Below are 20,043 nucleotides of genomic sequence, written 5' to 3'. Positions count from 1 at the left end.
TAACCAGAGGGCAGCTTGAAAAACAACAGCATGTTGCAAAAACGTAAACGTATTATGGTGATGGCCGTCTGAAGAAACAATGTGGTTTCCTCAATGATTACAATAGACATAACCGTTGTGGTTCAGGTTTCGGTGTCATGGTTTGCCGAGGTGTCACGGAAACTCCGCTTTTATACCCGAAGTCGGTAGCGTCGCGGGTGTACATCAGGTAATCTTCGCGCCAGCGCGTTGGTGGAGAAAATAATGAGCGATTCAGCGGGTAGTAAGAGCGGAAAGGTCCGCGTAATGTACGTCCGTAATGAGGACGAAAAGAAAAATTCGCGTACCGGAGACGGCGCGCGCGATCGCCGCAATGATAACGAAAAAACCGGGCGGCGTGATAACCGAGACAAAGACGGGCGCAGCAAAGGGCTGTATGAGTCTCGCGACAATCGGGACAAAGAGGGGCGCGGCAAGCCGCGTGATAATCGCGACAACCGCGATAAAGATGGGCGTACTAAACCACGCGATCCGCGTGACATGAACCCGCGCTATGTGCGTGAAAATCCGCACCGCAATAATGACAATGCTGGGCGCGATGATCGTGCAGATTACGGTCGCGGTAGTGATTCACCGTGGAAAACCGTGTCGCGCGCACCGGATGCCGTAGAGACACCAGACCACGGTGGGATTGTGGGCAAGAGTCGTCTCGATCCCGAGCAGATTCGCCGTCAGCGTCAGGAAGAGACGCGGGTTTATGGTGAAAACGCCTGTCAGGCGCTGTTTACCAACCGTCCGGACGCCATTGTGCGCGCCTGGTTCCTGCAAGAAGTGACGCCGCGTTTCCGTGAAGCGTTACGCTGGATGGCGGCGAACCGTAAAGCCTACCATGTGGTGGATGATGAAGAACTCACCAAAGCGTCTGGCACCGATCACCACGGCGGCGTGTGCTTCCTGATCAAGAAACGTCAGGGCTCTGATGTGAATGATTATTTGGCACAGGCACAGGCGAAGGAAACAGATTGCGTGCTGGCGTTGGAAGATGTGGGTAACCCGCATAATCTGGGCGGTATCGTGCGCTCCTGCGCGCACTTTGGTGTCGAAGGGGTGCTGATTCACGATCCGTCGTTGCTGGAATCTGGCGCGGCAGTGCGCACGGCAGAAGGCGGCGCAGAGCATGTGAATGCCATTCAAACCGATAGTTTCCCCTCGGCGCTGGATGCGTTCCGCGCCGAGGGTTATACCATCGCGACCACCTCCAGCCACAAAGGGCAGCCGCTGGCACAAACCGCATTGCCGAAGAAAGTGGTATTGGTGGTGGGGCATGAAGGTGATGGCCTGACGGACAGCACCTGGCAGCAGGGTGATTTGCCGCTGTCTCTCGGTGGTACGGGTAAAGTGGAAAGCCTGAATATCTCCGTTGCGACGGGGATTTTGCTGTCGGAATGGTGGCGGCAGCACAGCATCACTGAATAGTGATGTCCAACTGGTGATTAAGTCACTTAACGTCTCGTCATCCTCGGCGAAAGCCGGGGATCTCTGCCAGAAGAAACGCGTTTTACCGGCTAGAGATCCCCGTCTGTGCGGGAATGACGACCGTTTTAGGTAAGGTTGTCAGCAACCTTACCCCACTCGATTAATGAGCGCCGCCGCCTCCGGTAGTAAACGGTGGCCGGGCAAACCACACCAATATCATCAGCACCAGAAAGACTCCCGCCGCTGCCCAAAAGATCTCATTGGCCGAAATAATCAACCCTTGATTGGTGATCTGTTGGGCGATGTAGGCGGAAGCCTGTTTCTCACTCATCTCCATCTCCATCAACTGCTGATAGGAGCCATGAGCAATCGGGTTGTAAGGCGTCACCGATTCGGTGAGATGCGCGTGGTGCAGCGATTCGCGCTGTGTCCACAATGTCGTCGTGATCGAGGTACCGATGGAGCCTGCCAGCGTATGCGCAAAGTTCGAAAGGCTCGATGCCGCCGCCAGTCGCTCTGGGGGTAATCCGGAAAGCGTAATGGTGGTGAGCGGCATAAAGAAGCAGGCCACGGCGAACCCTTGCACAAATTGCGGCCAGGCCGAGGCACCGAAATCCATCCCTGGTTCAAAGGTATACGCACGCCAATAAAAACACACGGCATACATAATGAAGCTGAATGTCACCAGCTTGCGCATATCCAAACGCGGTGCAAAGCGTCCAATGATTGGGGAGAGCAGCACGGGCATCAGGCCGACTGGCGCTGAGGCAAACCCTGCCCAGGTTGCGGTATAGCCAAAGACCGTTTGCAACAACTGCGGTAACAGCACGATGGAGCCAAAATAGAACATGTAGGCGAGGCTGATACACAAGCAGCCAATGGTGAAGTTACGCGATTTAAACAGCGACAAATCCACCACAGGGTGGTCGTCGGTCAGCTCCCACACAATCAGGAAGGCAATGGCGACCACCGCCACCACGGTCAAAATGATAATCTCATTGGAACTGAACCAGTCCAGCTCTTTACCGCGGTCCAGCATCATTTGTAGGCTACCGATCCCGATAATCAACAGTGCCAGGCCGATGGTGTCAATCGGTCGAATTTCAGTTTTGGTTTCGCGCCCCTTCAGGGTTTGCATCGCAATCACCACCACCAAAATACCTAACGGCACGTTGATAAAGAAGATCCAGCCCCAGTGATAATTATCGCTGATCCAGCCGCCGAGAATCGGGCCACAAATGGGTGCCACCACCACCGTCATTGACCAGAGCGCCAGTGCGATACTGCGTCGGGCAGGCGGATAGTTACTCAGTAACAAGCTTTGCGCCAGCGGAATCAACGGACCTGCCACGATCCCCTGAAGCACACGGGCGAAAATCAGCATTTCCAGGCTGGTGGAGACGCCGCACAGCCATGACGTGAAGGCGAACAGTCCCGTTGCCCACAAAAACAGACGTACCTCACCGATGCGTTTGGCGAGCCAACCGGTAATCGGAATGGAAATCGCATTGGCTACCCCGAATGACGTGATAACCCAAGTGCCATAGGAGTTTGAGGCTCCCAGGTTACCGGCAATCGTGGGGATGGCCACGTTAGCGATGGTCGAATCCAGCACCTGCATAAAGGTCGCCAATAACAGCGCGACGGTCATCCAGGCCAGGGCCGAGCCTTCAAGCTGTTTTCTCTGCACGCTCATCTCCTGCGAGGTTATTCCGCATTAGCTCGAATAATGGTGTCGATCAGAGTATTGACCGGGGCCAGATCCAGCGTCAACGCATCGCTTTGGTATGCCGGTGCGCTGCGCGGTGCATCGGAAAGCACTTTCCCTTCTACATTGGCGGTATCGACTTTCACCAGTGTGGAAAGGCCAATACGCAACGGGTGCTCAGCCAGTTGTTGCGCATCCAGCTCAATACGCACGGGCAAACGCTGCACGACCTTGATCCAGTTACCGGTAGCATTTTGCGCTGGCAGCAGAGAGAACGCGCCGCCTGTCCCCATATCGAGGCCGACGACCTTGCCCTGGTACACCACATCGTCACCGTAGATATCACTGACCACCGTGACGGGTTGGCCGATACGCATATTGGCAAGCTGCGTTTCTTTAAAGTTGGCATCCACCCATAAATGGTGGGCTGGCACCACGGCCATCAGTGCAGAAGAGGGAGTGATACGCGCACCAACCTGTACGCTGCGGCGAGAAATATAGCCATCCACCGGGCTGACAATACGGGTTCTTTGCAGTGCCAACCAGGCATCATGCAGATCGGTCGCGGCTTGCTGCACACCGGGTTGTTGCTCAAGTGGCGTATCAAGGATCATCGCGCGATTGGCCTGATATTGCTGCTTGGCCACTTCCAGTGAGGCACGCGCACTGGCGACGGCATCACGAGCGTGCTGCACATCTTCACGGCCAATCGCATTCACATTACCCAAGGCTTCACGGCGCGCAAGGTCGCCCGTGGCTTTATTGAGTTCTGTTTGATACAGATCGATGTTGGCCTGATATTGTTTGCTGTTGATCATCAACTGGTGCGTCTGGCGCACGCTGTTAGCCAGTGCGGTCTGCGCACGTTCGAAAGCAAGCTGCGCATCAGTCGCGTCCAGTTCGACCAGAACCGCCCCTTGCTTGACGAAATCGGTGTTGTCCACGTTGACGCGGGTGACGCTACCGCTCACCTGGGACATCAACTGTACCTGATTGCCTGCTACATAAGCATCGTCGGTTTCCTGATGGTGCCTGAGCACCTGATACCAGTAGACGAACCAGATACAGCCAACCAGTAAAAACAGCATGGTCAACATGGTAAGTACCCGTTTGCGCTGGTATTTTTTATTCTTCGTAGGAGCCTGCGGCGTTGGGTTTTCCACGCTTGAACTCATGGTGTTTTCCTCTGCTTCAAATGTCATTTTTTCGTTATTTTTTATCAGAATGCGGCGGATAACGATGACCGATTCTTACACATGCGCTGCGAGGCAGAGAATCGGCCAACGCAGCCTTTACCCATGATGCAACTTATCGCTCCGGCTGCCGTGAGGCAGCGGAACGTGGTCCGTTTAATGAACGGTCATGATACGAACGGGTATTGATCCAAAAACACCAGGCATCTGGCAAACACGCCAGCGCGTGTGAAGATGTATTTAAGGTAAGACAGTATTGTTATTATCGGTCTGACGAGATCATGGATTATCGATCTTGTCCATTTCGTCCAGCCGCACCAGCAATTTACGCATCAGCACTTCCAACTGCTTCTGCTCATCTTTTTCCAATGCTGACCAGAGGAAATGCAGACTCTGGTGCTGCGGTGGCAGCAGACGATCGAGAAACGCTTTGCCTTCATCTGTCATATGCAAGTGTAAGCAACGACGATCGCTATCGCTTTCACGGCGTTCAATCCAACCGCGTTTTTCTAACTCATCGGCAATGCGCGTGGCATTGGTACGCGAAGAGCCCAGTGCGGCGCTCAATTCTGATGGTTGAATACTACGTGATTCCTGAGATTCCAGCGTAATCAGTGCCATAAACAACGTTTCGTTGATGCCCTGTTCCTGCAAAATCTTGTTGCGGTGCTTCAGAATCTTGTTCTGCATGTGCATGCACAGACGCACCAACAAGATTTCCTGTTGAGGAAACTCTGGATTGCGCGATGCGCGCAGATTGATCATTTGTTCGATGGGCGAGAAGGAGCTGTTTTTATCGAACTCAGGTTTCTTGTCACGCGCACCACTTTCAGTGAGCCCGTGCTTGTGTACAGATGGACTATCCATTTTTATGTGAACCTCATTAACCACGATCGGTATAATAACGAAAGTTACTAATCGGGTAAACGATATTTAGTCGCATTGTGTCGTCGACTTTGTGACAGAACGTAAGTAACCTTGTGTAATGTAACGTGAACCACTAATAACGTGCTGCTAACACAATGATATTGAATAATTCCCAATGAAAGGTATTTAAAAGCAATACCGTAACAAAACGCGCCCAACAATGTGGATATGACAATGCTGCGTGTCCGGTAGAAGCAGAGCGTGAGCGTCAGGCAACCGATGAGTGTAGGCAACAGCTTGTTAGTATGCTGTTGAATCTCTGGGACGCTGGAAACGATCAGCAGGGCGCAGATAGACGCGATGCCAATGCTGTCGAGCACCGCTCCCACTTTGCCGCGCTTGAGTGATCCAGACGCGCGGCTGGCTCCCAGACGGAGTGGCAGGTAGCGGAATAAAAAATTCACCATGCCGACCAGCACACCAATCAGTACTATTTGGCTATTCATGCGGATTTTTCCCCATGTTGAGCCATGACGGGCGGTGCAAGAAACAGTGTGGCGGCGCAGCCGCTGCCGATACCGACTAAAATCGCGGCCGGAATGGAGAACAGCAGTGACCCAAGCAGGGCGCCACCCAGTGCGCACACCACGACCACACTTTGCCGTTTTTTAAAAGAAGTCAGCAGGAAACTGAGGAACAACGCGGGCAGCATGAAGGTAAGTGCCGCCTAGACGACGGGGTACGCTTTCAACGGTCCATTACCGAATAACGCGCCGATCACTGTGCCACAGGCCCAGGAAATCCAGGAGGCGGCAGCGACGCCCAGCATCCAGTTTTCACTCCAGCGGCGATTGTTTTGTGCCAGCCGCGCTGTTGCGGCGGCGAAGACTTCATCGGTCAGGCCAAACGCCCACAGCGGTGTTTTGCGCGTAGGCAGACGCTGCAAGATTCGGTGCCGCAGCGCCGGGCCATACAGCACATGGCGCACATCCATGGCCATGGCGGTAAACGCCGCCACCCAAATGGACATCCCGGCGCTGATCACAAACTGGCTGGCGCCGGCGTAAATCACGCACGACATAAAGACCGCTTCCAACGGCGAATAGCCGAGTTTGACTGTGTTCAGACCAAAAGCGAAGGCGACGGGAAGATAACCGATCACAATCGGCAGGCTACTGATCACCCATTCGGCAAAGGTGGCGTGCGGAGAGGCGTGTTCAATCTGCTTCTCCTGCTGTTGGCTTATCATTGGCTAACGTGTCGTTTAATAGAATGGGTGGTCAATACCCTACCGATAAAAGGGCGGATGTGCCAGAGATGTGACACATCCTCATCGACGGCCCTGTTAGCCGTGTTTTCGGCAGGGAATCCAGATAAGCAGCGTCAGCAGGCTCACTGCGTCACCCGCATAGCAAACGCCTGTCCAGCCTGCGACCTGATAGGTGGCCGCAGACAGCAAAGAGTCCGCAGCGCCGCCGATAAAGTATCTGGTCATGTATCCGGCGGTGAGCCGGTTACACGCTTCCGGCATTATCTGGTAGATCACGCTTTGGTTAGTGACGTGCAACCACTGCACGGCAAGGTCGAGCACGACAATGCCGCCAATCAGCGGCAGCAGCGCCGTGGCACCCATGGCAATCATGCCCCAGGACAGCAACAGCAGCACTAGACCCGCCGTGGTGGTTAATGTGGCCTTTCCCTTATCGACCAAACGACCAGCGCGGGTGGCGGCCAGTGCGCCTGCCGCCCCAACTAAACCAAATAGCCCGATAATCCCTTCTGAGTAGTGATAAGGCGGTGCCGACAGCAGAAATGCCATCGAGGTCCAAAGAATGCTGAAATTGGCGAAAGAGAGACATCCAAGCAGTGCGCGCACACGCAGCACAGGCGTGGTGGCAAATAGCCGGAAAATGGAAACGATCAGTTGCTCGTATTGCAGGTTATTGCTGGGCGGTAAACGCGGCAGCGCGCGCCACAGTACCAACGCCATGATGACCATCAGTACGCTGGCTACCCAATATACGGTACGCCATCCTCCTAGCGTGGCGAGTGTGCCAGCAATGGTGCGTGCAAGCAGAATGCCGAGCAGCAAACCGCTCATTATCGTTCCGACCACCTTACCGCGGGCTTCGGGGGTTGCCAGCGTTGCCGTGAGCGGCACCAGCAGTTGGGCTACTACGGGACACAACCACGCGACCCCAATACCTGCGAGCATCACCGGTAATGTGGGGGCCAGCGCGGTAATCACCAGCCCCAGCGCGGTTAACAGTGTCATGGTGACAATCAGCGTGCGTCGTTCAAACATATCGCCCATCGGCACCAGAAACATCAAACCTACCGCATAGCCCACCTGTGCGGCGGTGACAATAAGCCCTGCCTGATTAACGGAAAGTTCAAAGGCTCTGGCAATGGTTTCTAATAGCGGCTGGGCATAGTAATTACTGGCAACGGCCAATCCGGTTCCGTTGATATGATGAGCGTTAAAGGAAGACTGAGGCCGGTCTGGGCCTGTTGAGAAGACATGAATACTTGCTAGCGTTCTAAAATGTGTGGGAGTGATTCTAGCAAATCCGTTAAGACAGGGAGCGTTTACAAAAAACGTAATTTCAAGAAACAGTCCCGAGTGGGCTTGAGGTAGCTGACTAACCAAAGGAAAACGGCCATTCCCATACACTCTCTGTCATTCCCGCGTAGGTGGGAATCTCCCACAGACGAAACACATTCTTCCTGACAGAGGTCCCCGGCCTACGCCGAGGACGACGAGCTTTGACATCAGTTTAAGGTCCGAGTGGGCCTGTGAGTGAATAACAACGTGACGCTATCCAGTTACTTGGCCGCGTCAGCGGCGGTTTTTATCCAATCATCAAACTGTGCCTGATGTGCCTTGATCCAGACATCCACATGGCGTTCGATATCTTTCTGACTACTCTCCCCGCTGCGCATCCGCATGTTTTGCGCGTTGATGTCGGCCAATGGCAGCTTCATGATGGCAAACAGTTTGGCAGCTGCCGGATTTTTCTCGGCCCACGCTTTGTTCGCTGCGATGCGAATATTATTCACGGGGAAGCCGTAGTCGTTGCCGTTAGCCAGCTTGGTGCTGGAGCCTTTCATTCCTCCCGGTTGAGAAGAGAAAAGCACCTGTAACCAGACAACGTCGCGCCCCGGTACCAGCACATCGCTGACCCAGTACGGTGTCCAAGTGTAATAGAAGATAGGTTTGCCTTCTTTAAAGCGGGTAATGGCATCTGCGATCATCGCGGCGTAGTTACCCTGATTGTGCTCGACCGTGTTGCTCAATCCGTAAGCCTGAAGGTGATGGTTGATGGCGGCTTCACAACCCCAACCCGGTGCACAACCGATCAGGTCCGCTTTGCCATCACCGTTGGTATCAAACAGTTTGGCGATCTCAGGGTCTTTAAATTGCTCAACGTTGGTGATCTGGTACTTTTCCGCTGTCTTTTTGTCGATCAGATAGCCATGCGCTGCACCGCCAACGTAAACCCCGTCGCGGTAAAATTTGGCATCACCGCCAGCCGCTTTGTACATGTCTGCCTGAAGCGGATCCCAGTTGACGGCGGTGAAGGTGGCATCGCCGGATGCGATGGACATATAGGCAACGTTGTAATCCACTTCGCGAATTGGTTGCACGTCGTAGCCCAGTTTCTCCAGTGCGCGGCTGACCAGCAACGTCTGGAAGGTTTCTTCCGAAATCGTGCTCTGCACGGGCTGAACACTGACACCTTTGCCCGGCTGATCGGCGGCATAGAGCGGCGAGCCTGTCAGCGCGGCAATCAGGGCAACAGCCCCGAATCCGGTTTTCTGCATCATGGTTTATCCCTCTTTATGTTGTCGTGTGATTAACGAGTGAACGGGCGTAAAATCAGTCCCAACGGACCGGTGCGATACCAGGATTGATTACCACGGCTACGGCGGTCACGCCCCAGAGACTGGGTCAATCGGTCCAAAATGATGGCAAGAATAACGATCCCGACGCCGCCCACGGCAGCCAGTCCCATATCCAGACGCCCGATACCGCGCAGCACCATCTGCCCCAATCCTCCCACTGCGATCATCGAAGCAATGACCACCATGGAGAGCGCGAGCATCAGCGTCTGGTTAACACCAGCCATGATGGTGGGCATTGCCAACGGCAACTGTACTTTGAACAGCATCTGGCGTGGACTGGCTCCAAAGGACTCAGCGGCTTCTACCAGATCGGCCGGCACCTGCCGGATACCGAGGATGGTCAAGCGTACAATCGGTGGCAGCGCAAAGATAATCGTGACCACCACGCCGGGCACATTCCCGATGCCAAACAGCATGACAATCGGTACCAAATACACAAACGCCGGTGTGGTTTGCATGGCGTCGAGCAGCGGGCGTACCACTTTTGCCGCACGCTCACTGCGCGCCAGCCAGATGCCGAGCGGCAGACCAAGCAGCATGCAAAAGAACATGGCGGTTAATACCAGTGCCAGCGTGACCATAGCCTGTGACCAGGCACCGATAGCACCGATGGCGACCAGCGATATCAGCGTTGCCACGCCCATACCCAGTGATGACATCTGCCAGGCGATAAGGGAGAACACCAAAATGGCGACTGGGGCTGGCATGCCTAGCAGCGCCTGCTGGAAACCGTTGAGAATGATGTCAACCGGTACGCGAATGCCTTGAAACAGCGGACGGAAATGCAGTACCAGCCAGTCTATCCCCCCGGTGACCCAATGATCCAACGGAATCAACGTGTCTCTGAACGGATCTAACAGCGAAAAGTGTTCCTGAGCCGGTGCTGGGGCGCTGTTCAGCCAATCAGCGCCAGACTGGGTGGCATCCTGAGCGGGTGCGCCCCAGGCATCTGCACTGTTAGTTGCAGCGTCACCCGAAGCCGATGCACTTTGTGCTGCCGATGACCAGGGATCGCCATTGCTGCTGGTGGCTGCCTGTTCGGCAGCATTGACCGGTGTTTGCGTGGTTTCCCACGGATTGGTTGCATTAGTCATTGTTGCTGCCCTCCTTGTCTAATGCCTGTAACAGCATGCCCTTGGAAATAATGCCGATATATTCACTGTTCTCACCGATGACCGGTACGGCACATGGGGCCTGTGCAACATGTGGAATCAGTTCGTTGAGTGACATATCTGCGGGCACGGGGGCATGGTCGGGCAGCAAAGCCTGTTCCAGCGGTTCTTGCGCGTGCAGTGCTTTTTTCAGCGAATCGATAGACACGACGCCGATAAATTTTCCCCCTTTTTCCAGCACGTAGCCATATTCACGATCATCATCCTGTAGGATCTTGAGCGCCGAGCGCGGCCCAACGCCGGGCGTTTTGCGGATCAAGGTAACGGGACGACGACGCGCAATATCTTTCGCACTGAACACATGGCTGATATCCACACCACGGAAGAAGGTACGCACATAGTCATTAGCCGGGTTATTGAGAATTTCATCCGGTGTGCCGACCTGGATCACTTCACCACCGTGCATGATGGCGATGCGATCGCCGATGCGCATGGCTTCGTCCAGATCGTGTGAAATAAACACGATGGTACGCTGGTGGCGCGATTGCAGTTTCACCAACCCATCTTGCATTTCAGTACGGATAAGCGGATCGAGCGCTGAAAACGCTTCATCCATCAGCAGAATATCGGGATCGTTTGCCAGTGCACGCGCCAGACCGACGCGTTGGCGCATCCCGCCAGAAAGCTCATCCGGATAGGTATTGGCATAAGCTTCGAGGCCTACCTGTTGCAGTGCTTCGAGCGCTTTCTGTTCACGCTGTGCTTTATCGACACCTGCCAACTCCATGCCAAACGCGGTGTTAGCCAACACGCTCAGGTGCGGCATCAAGGCGAATGACTGGAACACCATGCTGATTTTTTTGCGGCGCAGGGCGCGCAGTTCTGTGTCTGATACCTCGGCGATGTTTTCGCCGTCGATCAGTACCTGACCGCGAGTCGGTTCAATCAGACGATTGAGAAGGCGTACCAGTGTGGATTTACCCGAGCCGGATAATCCCATGATGACGAATATCTCGCCTTCTTCAATGACCAGATTGGCGTCTTTCACGCCGACAGTGAGCCCGGTTTTTTCAAAGATCTGATCTTTGTTTAGCCCTTTGTCTATCAGTTTGAATGCCCTGTCAGGGTGCTCGCCAAATATTTTATAGAGATGCTTTACTTCGAGTTTTATTGCCATGAAATGATAAAATCCCTCTGTGATTTATCGTTCTATATTTCTGTCCTGATGAAGGTGAAAACACGCCATACCCTATCATACTCATATTCTGAGGCAACCCTTTGTGCCGCGAGTGGTGCTATGAGGATATTCATTTTCATGTCGCTGGATAGACCATTTTTCTTTATTTTTTACTGTCTGATTTTTATATTATTTATTTATGTTTTGTGTTAATTTTTATTTTAATATCAATTGTATGTATGTTTTGAAATTCGATGTTTTAAATGGTTTTTACGTTTCTGTATGTTGTGGGTAATAATGAGCTAGAATGACGTTGTAATTTTTTTGAAATTACTTATGCCATTGCAGTGATAAAGGTGATTTATATCACTATTTTGTGATGGTTATTTTCGGATTAGACTGAAAATGATTGCTTCATCGAAAGGGGGCAAATGCCACCGTCAATGCTTTATATTTCCCCGTTACACGCATTGAAATAGAGGATGCCCACAGGCATCCCCCGATAATACTATTTCACCTTCTTTACTGGCAGGAAATGGCGCTGACCACGCCGGATTGTTCCAGTGCCCAGGCGGCACGCAGACAAATATCTTCCCGCCGGGAGGCGGCAATAAGTTGCACGCCAATCGGCAACCCTTTTGTGGTCATCAACGGCACGGTGACGACGGGAAGCCCGACAAACGAAATAGGCTGAGTCAACATACCCATACTGGTGCGTACTGACAAATCGGTGTGATTGATTCGCATCGTTTCCTGGCCGATAAGGGTGGCGCAGCACGGTGTCGCCGGGACAATCAGCAGGTCCACGTGTTCAAACAGTGGTAATACCTGACGGCGAAAGACGTCACGAAAACGCTGAGCCTGTAGATACCAGGCAGAAGGCAGCATGGCTCCCGCCGTCAGGCGTTCACATGAGTGCGGCTCAAATTTTTCAGGCGCGTGGCGCAGGGCGGGGAGATAACGGTTGCCCCCTTCGCTGGCAGAGAGAATAAAGGCGGCGGTGCGAGCCAGTTCGGCCTGGGCGATGGTTCTTTCTTCGTTGGCCGCAAGCGCATCTGCAACACGTTGCACGGCATCGCGCGCATCATCATCGCAGGCCTCACTAAAGTAACCGGAAAGCACGGCACTGCGCAGGCCACGAGAGCCTTCCTGCAAGCGAGAAGCCGTCGAAAGGCGCGGCTGTGAACGCTGAAAACGATCGTCACTATCAATGCCCTGTAGGACATCGAACACCTTGGCCAAATCCTCCGTGCGGCGCGCCATTTGGCCGATATGATCGAGGCTGGCAACAAACGAGTGGCTACCTTCATGAGATAACCGGCCAAACGTCGGCTTCAGACCAAAAATGCCGCACAGCGACGCGGGCACCCGAATCGATCCATTGGTATGCCCAGTGAAAAGTGCACCAGCCCCGCGCCGACTGCGGCAGCGGAGCCGCCGGAGGAGCCGCCCGCGATGCTGGTTGGATCGAGTGGGTGGCGAGTTGGGCCGTAGTGGCTGTTTTCGGTGGTGAAGCCGTAGGCGTAAGCATCCATATTCAGCATGCCGGAAAGCAGAGCACCGCTGGCGCTTAACTGGCGCAGCGCAAACGCATCGCGCTTGGCGGGAGGATGCTCGGCAAACAGTTGTGCGCCTGCCAGCGTGGTTTCTCCGGCAACGTCAAACAGGTTCTTTACCGCATAAGGCACACCTGCCAACGGTGGCAAAACGTCACCGCGCAGGCGCGTCGCATCCAGCGTAATGTCAGCGATTTCACGGGCGGCAAGTTCTCCGCGTTGCAGATGTTGTTGCAGTTGGGTGATGGATAACGCGGTGAGTTCCGCCATCGACAACGGGAGGGTCATAATTGATAAACTCCAGCGATCTCTTACTGCATCTCCAGCATCTCCAGCGGATATTCCATCAGCGGCTGTGCCATCTCTGCGATGCGCTGTAACTGGAGCAGCACCGCGTCATGGCGCTCTGGGGTGAGTGGCAGATTCAGTAGGGTTTCCATCTGTTGCAGATAAGCGCTTAGGGTTTCAGGGGCATGAGAGGTCATCGGTTCTCCTGTTGTTTCACGATGCAGAAGTGTTAGCGTGAAACGTGTGTTGCAAGAGTTGTTCCAGAATGGTTGCGACACCGAGAGGGCAGACGTTTTTTCCTATTGTATGTCGTTGATGTGCTTGTGTTAGTGTGATTGCAACGAAAGTTGCAGTGACACAGAGATAATGGAATCACCATGACACAAATTGATGAGCGGCTACGCAGTCGCTACAGCACTCTCTCTGGGCAGGAACAGCGCATTGCCGATTTTATCTTTACCCATTTCGACGACGTGATTGGCTATAACAGCGCCGAACTGGCGCGGCTGAGCGGCGTGTCGAAAGCGACAGTCAGTCGCTTATTCAAACGGTTGGGGTATGCCAGCTACCGTGATGTGCGTGAAGAGCTAAGAACTCTGCGCCAAAGCGGGATGCCGCTGGCCGAGAGCCGTGATGCAGTTCAGGGCAATACGCTGCTGGCACGCCACTATAAACAGGAAATAGCGAATCTGGCGCAGTGGATCAACCGTATCGACCCAGCGCAGTTTGACGCCATTATCGATGCGTTGCTGCAGGCCCGACAGGTCGCGATCATCGGTCTGCGCAATAGCTATCCGGTGTCGCTTCATCTGCGCCAGCAATTGATGCGGGTGCGTGCGCAGGTGGCGCTGCTGGCCCAACCGGGGCAGACACTGTCAGAGGAGATTGCTGACCTAGGACCACAGGATGTCGCGGTGATCGTGGCGTTTCGCCGCCGCCCGCGCGTTATCCAGCCGTTACTGGCACAGTTGCAGACTCGTCAGGTGCCCGTTGTACTGATCTGTGAACCGCAGGCCAACGGCTTATTTCCGTTTGCCACGTGGTCATTATGTCTGTCATTGGACAGCGTTTCCGCCTTTGATAGCTACAGCGCGGCTATGAGTCTGGCAGGCTTGCTCAGCAATGCGTTACTGCATGAAATGCTGCAACAGGGCCGTCAACGTATTCATCAGATAGCCGATCTTTATACCCACCTGGATGAATTAGAGCAGCGCTAATCGAGCGCCAAAAGAGTGCTTATGCACTTTTTTGGTGCCTTTGTTGTGCTGCATTTTTGCGCGCTTCAATCTCGGTTCACTCAATTACCCCCTTGCTACGCCTGATTATCACACTTTTTAAGACTGGCATACCCTTTGCTTAGTGAATGAAACGATAGTTTCACTTATCGCTTATTAAGAACTTTTGGTTTCATCTGACTCTCAACCAGGAGATACGCAATGGGCATCAAAAAACACCTTATCGCACTGGCTGGCGCATTGCTGTTAGTGACACAAGCGGGCAACGCTGTCGCCGATCAGCTTCAGGATATTGAACAGCGTGGCGTGTTACGCGTTGCAGTACCGCAAGACTTCCCGCCGTTTGGTTCAGTCGGTACTGACCTGCAACCACAAGGGTATGACATCGACGTCGCTCGCTATCTGGCGCAAGAGATGAAACTAAAGTTGCAACTGGTACCGGTGACCAGCGCCAACCGTGTGCCTTATCTACAAACCAATAAAGTGGATCTGGTGATCTCCAGCTTGGGTAAAAACGCTGAACGTGAAAAAGTGATCGATTTCAGCCGTGCCTATGCGCCGTTCTTTCTCGGCGTGTTTGGTCCACAGGCCGGTACAGTGAGCGATGCGCAGCAACTGGCAGACAAAAGCGTCGGCGTAACGCGTGGTGTCGTAGAGGACATGGTACTGAGTGAAATCGCACCGAAAGCGGCGCAGATAAAACGCTATGAAGATAACAACACCACGCTGTCGGCTTACCTGTCCGGACAGGTGGAGTATATCTCTACTGGTAACCTGGTGGTGGCCGCCATTGCGGCACAAAACCCCGCCAAGGCTCCGGTTGCCAAATTTATGCTGAAAGACTCACCGTGTTATATCGGCATCAAGAAAGGGGAAGCAACGCTGCAAGTCAAAGTCGATGCGCTGATTGCCCAGGTGTTGGCGGATAACACCCTGAATTCGCTCTCTGAAAAGTGGCTGAAAGCGCCATTGCCCGCCAGCCTGCTGTCTGAATAACCGGGTGCCTAAGGGAGAGATGCCATGACCTATCAACTGAATTTTGCCGCGCTGTGGCCTTACTGGCCCGAACTGCTCGCGGGGCTATGGGTGACGGTCCAGTTGACGGCCATGGCGACCTTTGGCGGTATTGCCATCGGCATCTGTGGCGCGGCATTACGCAGTGGCCGCCCTTCACTGCCAAGCCGCCTGTGGGGGCTATACGTTGAGCTGATCCGCAATACACCGTTTGTTGTGCAGTTGTTTTTCATCGTTTTTGGCCTGCCAACGCTCGGCTGGAAACTGACGGCGGGTGAAGCCGCGCTGCTGGCGATGTTAATTAACCTGGGGGGCCTACAGCACGGAAATTATCCGCGCGGGCATTCAGGTAACGCCGAAAGGGCAATGGGAAGCCGCGCGCGTGCTGGGGCTGACACGCATGCAAACCTTTGTGCGCGTTATCTTGCCTCCAGCCATGCAGCGTATTTATCCGGCGCTGCCGTTGTTAATGCGGCAATTGCTGATGATGGCGGGCCGCCGTTTACTCGGGAGAACGCACGGATGATGAACTTTACCGATTGGGATATCGTGCGCAACCTGCTGCTGGCGGCGCGTTGGACACTGCTGCTCTCGCTGACGGCTTTTTTTCGGTGGCGCGCTGGTGACATTACCGTTGCTATTGGTACGGCTAAGCCAGCGCCGCTGGGCGGTGCGTTTTACGTATCTCTATGCCGGTGTGTTTCAGGGAACGCCGCTGCTGATGCAACTGTTTCTGGCCTTTTTCGGCCTTGGGTTGTTTGGCATTGATGTCAGTCCATGGACCGCCGCGGCACTGGCACTGACGCTGTTTACCAGTGCATTTCTGGTGGATATCTGGCACGGCAGCATCGTGGCATTGCCAAAAGGGCAGTGGGAAGCGTCACGCTGTCTCGGGCTGAGTTTTGGTCAAACGCTATGTCGGGTGGTCGCGCCGCAGGCCATGCGCATCGCTATCGCGCCCACAGTGGGGTTTTCGGTGCAGGTGATTAAAGGGACTGCGTTGGCATCGATCATCGGTTTTATCGAACTGACCAAGGCCGGCACCATGTTGAACAATGTCACCTATAAACCTTTCAAGGTCTTTGGCCTGGTCGCACTGGGCTACTTCCTGATGTGTTATCCGCTGTCCTACTACAGCCGCTATCTGGAGAAGAAATTCAATGCCGCTCATCACCATTAATCAGGTGCAGAAATACTACGGCCAGAACCACGTACTGAAAGGCGTCGATCTGGATATCGATATGGGCGAAGTCGTTTCCATCATAGGGCGCAGCGGCTCTGGAAAAAGCACGCTGTTGCGCTGCATTAAAGGCCTGGAAGGCTATCAGTAAGGGAGCATCAAGCTCGGCGGCGTAACCGTGACCAATCGCGATTCACAAGCGCGTGAAATCAGTCGTTCAGTTGGCATGGTGTTTCAGAACTTTAACCTGTTCCCGCATATGAGTGCGCTGGAAAACGTGATGCTCGCCCCCCGTTTGGTACTGAAAAAAAGCGAAGCAGAGTGCCGCGCGTTGGGGGAGCAGATGCTGGCGAAAGTCGGGTTGAGTGAACGTCTGCACTACTCACCTGCCAACCTGTCTGGCGGCCAGCAGCAGCGCGTGGCGATTGCCGTGCGCTGGCGATGAACCCCAAAGTGCTGTTGTGTGATGAAATTACCTCTGCGCTCGATCCTGAACTGGTGGGGGAAGTGCTGAAAGTGCTGGAACAACTGGCGGCAGAAGGCATGACGCTGATTTTGGTCACACATGAAATGAATTTTGCCCGGGAAGTGGGCGATCGGGTGGTGTTTATGCATGAAGGAACCGTGTGGGAACAAGGGGACAGCCGCGCGCTGTTCGCTAACCCGCAGACCCCCGAGCTCAAACAGTTTATTGCGTCGGTGCGCGGTTTGACGGAGGCCTGAGCCCCGTTGCTTGCAGCGAACGTTCCTGCTTTTTTTGGAGTTGTGCATGATGAATAACGAATTATACGCACAGATCAATCCGCCTCACCGTTTACTGACTGGACCCGGTCCGATCAATGCGGATCCCCGTGTACTGCGTGCCATGGCATGTCAGCTGATTGGTCAATACAATCCGGCCATGACGGAATACATGAACCAGACCATGGAACCTTACCGTCAACTGTTCCGCACAGAAAACCGCTGGACCATGCTGGTGGATGGCACATCGCGCGCGGGTATTGAAGCCATTTTGCTCTCGGCGATCCGCCCCGGCGATCGGGTTTTGGTACCGGTGTTCGGGCGTTTCGGGCATCTGTTATGTGAAATTGCGCGCCGCTGTCGCGCCGATGTTCACACCATCGAAGTGCCCTGGGGGGAGGTCTTTACCGCGGATCAGATTGAATATGCCATCCAACGGTTGCGTCCGCGTGCATTGCTGACGGTGCAAGGCGATACCTCCACCACTATGTTGCAGCCGCTGGCTGAACTCGGGGATATCTGCCGTCGTCATGATGTGCTGTTTTATACCGATGCAACGGCGTCTTTCGGTGGTAACGCGCTGGAGACGGACGCCTGGGGATTGGATGCCGTTTCTGCCGGTTTGCAGAAGTGTCTGGGTGGCCCTTCAGGCAGCGCGCCGATTACCCTCAGCCCGAAGATGGAAGCGGTCATACGCCGTCGTCGCTGCGTGGAGCAGGGGATTCGCACGGCGGAACATCGCGACGGTGAAGAGGAGATGATCTACTCCAACTATTTCGATCTCGGCATGGTGATGGACTATTGGGGGCCCGAGCGCCTGAACCACCATACTGAAGCCACCAGCATGCTGTTCGCCGCACGGGAATGTGCCCGAGTGATGCTCGAAGAGGGATTGGGTAAGGGCATCGCGCGCCATGCACTGCACGGTGAGGCGCTGGTCGCCGGTCTGGAAGGCATGGGTTTGCGCATTTACGGTGACAAGCAACACAAAATGAATAACGTGACCGGTGTGGTTATCCCTGAGGGCATACAGGGGGAGCAAATTCGCCAGTGCTTGCTGAATGATTTTGCCATTGAAATCGGCACCTCATTTGGTCCGCTACAGGGGAAAATCTGGCGTATCGGTACCATGGGGTATAACGCCCGCAAAGATTGTGTGATGCAAACCCTGAGTGCGCTGGAGGCGGTACTCAACCGCCACGGTTTCCGCACGGTGCAGGGCGCGGCATTGCAAGCGGCATGGAACCGTTATGACGCCGGCGCTGGAGTTGCGCAATGAGTTCGCCGTGGTTATCGCGCTTTACGGCGCAATCGGCCGCCGAGCTGGTCATGTGGCGCTGCGATACCTTAGCAGAAATCAGTGAAGATACCGATCAACTGACGCGGGTTTATCTGTCGCCGCAGCATTTGCGCGCCAATACCTGCGTGGGTGAATGGATGCGGGAAGCGGGAATGCTGGTGTGGCAGGATGCGGTCGGCAATATCTGCGGTCGCTATGAAGGCAATCTGCCCGATGCGCCGGCGGTATTGTTAGGTTCGCACCTTGATACGGTACGTAATGCCGGACGTTATGATGGCATGCTGGGCGTTTTGGCGTCCATTGAGGTGGTGCGCTTTCTGCATCAGCAGCAGATTCGCCTGCCGGTGGCGTTGGAAATTGTGGGATTTGGTGACGAAGAGGGAACGCGTTTTGGTATTACACTGCTGGGCAGCCGAGGGTTGACCGGTACCTGGCCTGAAAGCTGGTTATCCTGTCAGGATGCGCAAGGTGTGAGCGTATCACAAGCGTTGTCGCAGGCGGGATTATGCCCGGAAGGTATTGGGCGTGCAGCTCGTACGCCACAAAGTATTGCTGCCTATCTGGAAATGCACATTGAGCAAGGCCCCTGTCTGGAACATGATGACGCCGCATTGGGCGTGGTGACGGCGATCAACGGTGCGCGCCGGTTAAACTGTGTTTTTCAGGGAACGGCGGGTCACGCCGGTACGGTGCCGATGACGCAACGTCAGGATGCGCTGGCGGCAGTGGCACAGTGGATGGTTCTGGTTGAGCAACTGACACGAGAGCAGGCGTCCGGTTTGGTAGCAACCATAGGTACGTTGCAATGTGCTCCGGGGGCAGCTAATGTGATACCGGGCGAGGCGCGTTTAACGCTGGACGTGCGTGGGCCGGAAGAGAAAGCACTGACCGCGTTGCTGGTGAACTTATTGTCTCACGGCGAGCAGGTTGCTCAGGCGCGCGGCTGTCGCTTTGAGGCTGAAGAGTATTACCGCATCGCCCCAACGCGGTGTGATGATGGGCTACAGGGGGGCTGCGTGAGGCGGTTACTCATGTGCAAGGGCGTGCTCCCTCTTTGCCGAGCGGTGCAGGTCACGATGCGATTGCGATAGCAGAGCGCTGGCCGGTAGGCATGCTGTTTGTGCGCTGCAAAGGGGGGATTAGCCACCACCCGGATGAGTCGATCACCACTGCGGACGTGGCGCAGGCGCTCCGCGCATGGCTGGCGGTGGTGCTTAGTTTTTGTGAAAAATAACGTTTTTTCCGTTATATCGGCAAGGCACTTTTGTTAAATTTTGTTTGGCGGTGATTTTGGTGTTTGCCCGCGTCGAG

Annotated in this window: 11 protein-coding genes and 8 pseudogenes; 8 read left to right on the top strand and 11 right to left on the bottom strand. The window is 54.6% G+C overall.

What is annotated here, in order from left to right:
* Nucleotides 1-243: 243 nt before the first annotated feature.
* Nucleotides 244-1,455 (top strand): tRNA/rRNA methyltransferase, encoded by a 1,212-nt coding sequence (locus tag JZM30_RS04985; RefSeq protein ID WP_252317776.1) that lies wholly within the window; start codon nt 244-246, stop codon nt 1,453-1,455.
* A 160-nt stretch (nt 1,456-1,615) separates the two neighbouring features.
* Here the strand turns inward: JZM30_RS04985 and emrB are convergent, their stop codons facing one another.
* The 11 genes and pseudogenes from emrB to JZM30_RS04930 all read right to left on the bottom strand — a co-directional run bounded on the left by emrB (nt 1,616) and on the right by JZM30_RS04930 (nt 13,459).
* Nucleotides 1,616-3,145 (bottom strand): multidrug efflux MFS transporter permease subunit EmrB, encoded by a 1,530-nt coding sequence (gene emrB / locus JZM30_RS04980; RefSeq protein ID WP_252317775.1) that lies wholly within the window; start codon nt 3,143-3,145, stop codon nt 1,616-1,618.
* A gap of 17 nt (nt 3,146-3,162) precedes the next feature.
* Entirely contained in the window at nt 3,163-4,338 is a 1,176-nt protein-coding gene (gene emrA / locus JZM30_RS04975) for a multidrug efflux MFS transporter periplasmic adaptor subunit EmrA (protein WP_252317774.1), read from the bottom strand.
* Between the two features lie 297 nt (nt 4,339-4,635).
* The gene (gene mprA, locus JZM30_RS04970; RefSeq protein WP_286673437.1) at nt 4,636-5,223 is read right to left on the bottom strand and encodes a transcriptional repressor MprA; all 588 of its coding nucleotides are present in this window, start codon (nt 5,221-5,223) and stop codon (nt 4,636-4,638) included.
* Between the two features lie 173 nt (nt 5,224-5,396).
* Nucleotides 5,397-5,729 (bottom strand): annotated as a pseudogene (gene ygaH / locus JZM30_RS04965) (L-valine transporter subunit YgaH); the annotation flags it as partial.
* A pseudogene (locus JZM30_RS04960) lies at nt 5,726-6,472 on the bottom strand (AzlC family ABC transporter permease). The pseudogenes ygaH and JZM30_RS04960, both read right to left, overlap by 4 nt.
* 96 nt (nt 6,473-6,568) lie before the next feature.
* Nucleotides 6,569-7,746, bottom strand: a pseudogene (locus JZM30_RS04955) (MFS transporter).
* 303 nt (nt 7,747-8,049) lie between these two features.
* Complete coding sequence (gene proX / locus JZM30_RS04950) at nt 8,050-9,048, bottom strand: glycine betaine/L-proline ABC transporter substrate-binding protein ProX (RefSeq protein WP_252318001.1); 999 nt, start codon at nt 9,046-9,048, stop codon at nt 8,050-8,052.
* Nucleotides 9,049-9,080: 32 nt separating this feature from the next.
* Nucleotides 9,081-10,223: a glycine betaine/L-proline ABC transporter permease ProW gene (gene proW / locus JZM30_RS04945; protein WP_252317773.1), complete on the bottom strand. Its 1,143-nt coding sequence runs from the start codon at nt 10,221-10,223 to the stop codon at nt 9,081-9,083.
* Entirely contained in the window at nt 10,216-11,418 is a 1,203-nt protein-coding gene (gene proV, locus JZM30_RS04940; RefSeq protein WP_252317772.1) for a glycine betaine/L-proline ABC transporter ATP-binding protein ProV, read from the bottom strand. The genes proW and proV overlap by 8 nt, the downstream gene beginning before the upstream one ends.
* Before the next feature lie 522 nt (nt 11,419-11,940).
* A pseudogene (locus JZM30_RS04935) lies at nt 11,941-13,244 on the bottom strand (AtzE family amidohydrolase).
* Between the two features lie 41 nt (nt 13,245-13,285).
* On the bottom strand, nt 13,286-13,459 hold the full coding sequence (locus JZM30_RS04930) for an AtzG-like protein (RefSeq protein ID WP_252317771.1): 174 nt from the start codon (nt 13,457-13,459) through the stop codon (nt 13,286-13,288).
* Between the two features lie 180 nt (nt 13,460-13,639).
* Here JZM30_RS04930 and JZM30_RS04925 point away from each other — a divergent pair, with 180 nt between their 5' ends.
* The 7 genes and pseudogenes from JZM30_RS04925 to hpxK all read left to right on the top strand — a co-directional run bounded on the left by JZM30_RS04925 (nt 13,640) and on the right by hpxK (nt 19,966).
* On the top strand, nt 13,640-14,479 hold the full coding sequence (locus JZM30_RS04925) for a MurR/RpiR family transcriptional regulator (protein ID WP_252317770.1): 840 nt from the start codon (nt 13,640-13,642) through the stop codon (nt 14,477-14,479).
* Between the two features lie 219 nt (nt 14,480-14,698).
* Complete coding sequence (locus JZM30_RS04920) at nt 14,699-15,493, top strand: transporter substrate-binding domain-containing protein (protein WP_252317769.1); 795 nt, start codon at nt 14,699-14,701, stop codon at nt 15,491-15,493.
* A 24-nt stretch (nt 15,494-15,517) separates the two neighbouring features.
* Nucleotides 15,518-16,025: pseudogene (locus JZM30_RS04915) on the top strand (amino acid ABC transporter permease); the annotation flags it as partial.
* An 11-nt stretch (nt 16,026-16,036) separates the two neighbouring features.
* A pseudogene (locus tag JZM30_RS04910) lies at nt 16,037-16,691 on the top strand (amino acid ABC transporter permease).
* Nucleotides 16,672-17,414 (top strand): annotated as a pseudogene (locus tag JZM30_RS04905) (amino acid ABC transporter ATP-binding protein). Before JZM30_RS04910 ends, JZM30_RS04905 begins: the two co-directional pseudogenes overlap by 20 nt.
* 49 nt (nt 17,415-17,463) lie before the next feature.
* The gene (locus tag JZM30_RS04900; RefSeq protein WP_252318000.1) at nt 17,464-18,711 is read left to right on the top strand and encodes a pyridoxal-phosphate-dependent aminotransferase family protein; all 1,248 of its coding nucleotides are present in this window, start codon (nt 17,464-17,466) and stop codon (nt 18,709-18,711) included.
* Nucleotides 18,708-19,966 (top strand): annotated as a pseudogene (gene hpxK, locus JZM30_RS04895) (allantoate amidohydrolase). The gene JZM30_RS04900 and the pseudogene hpxK overlap by 4 nt, the downstream one beginning before the upstream one ends.
* Nucleotides 19,967-20,043 lie beyond the last annotated feature (77 nt).

Source organism: Candidatus Symbiopectobacterium endolongispinus, assembly GCF_018777385.1.
Classification (GTDB): Bacteria; Pseudomonadota; Gammaproteobacteria; order Enterobacterales; family Enterobacteriaceae; genus Symbiopectobacterium; species Symbiopectobacterium endolongispinus.
This window is presented reverse-complemented; position numbering and strand designations above follow the sequence as displayed.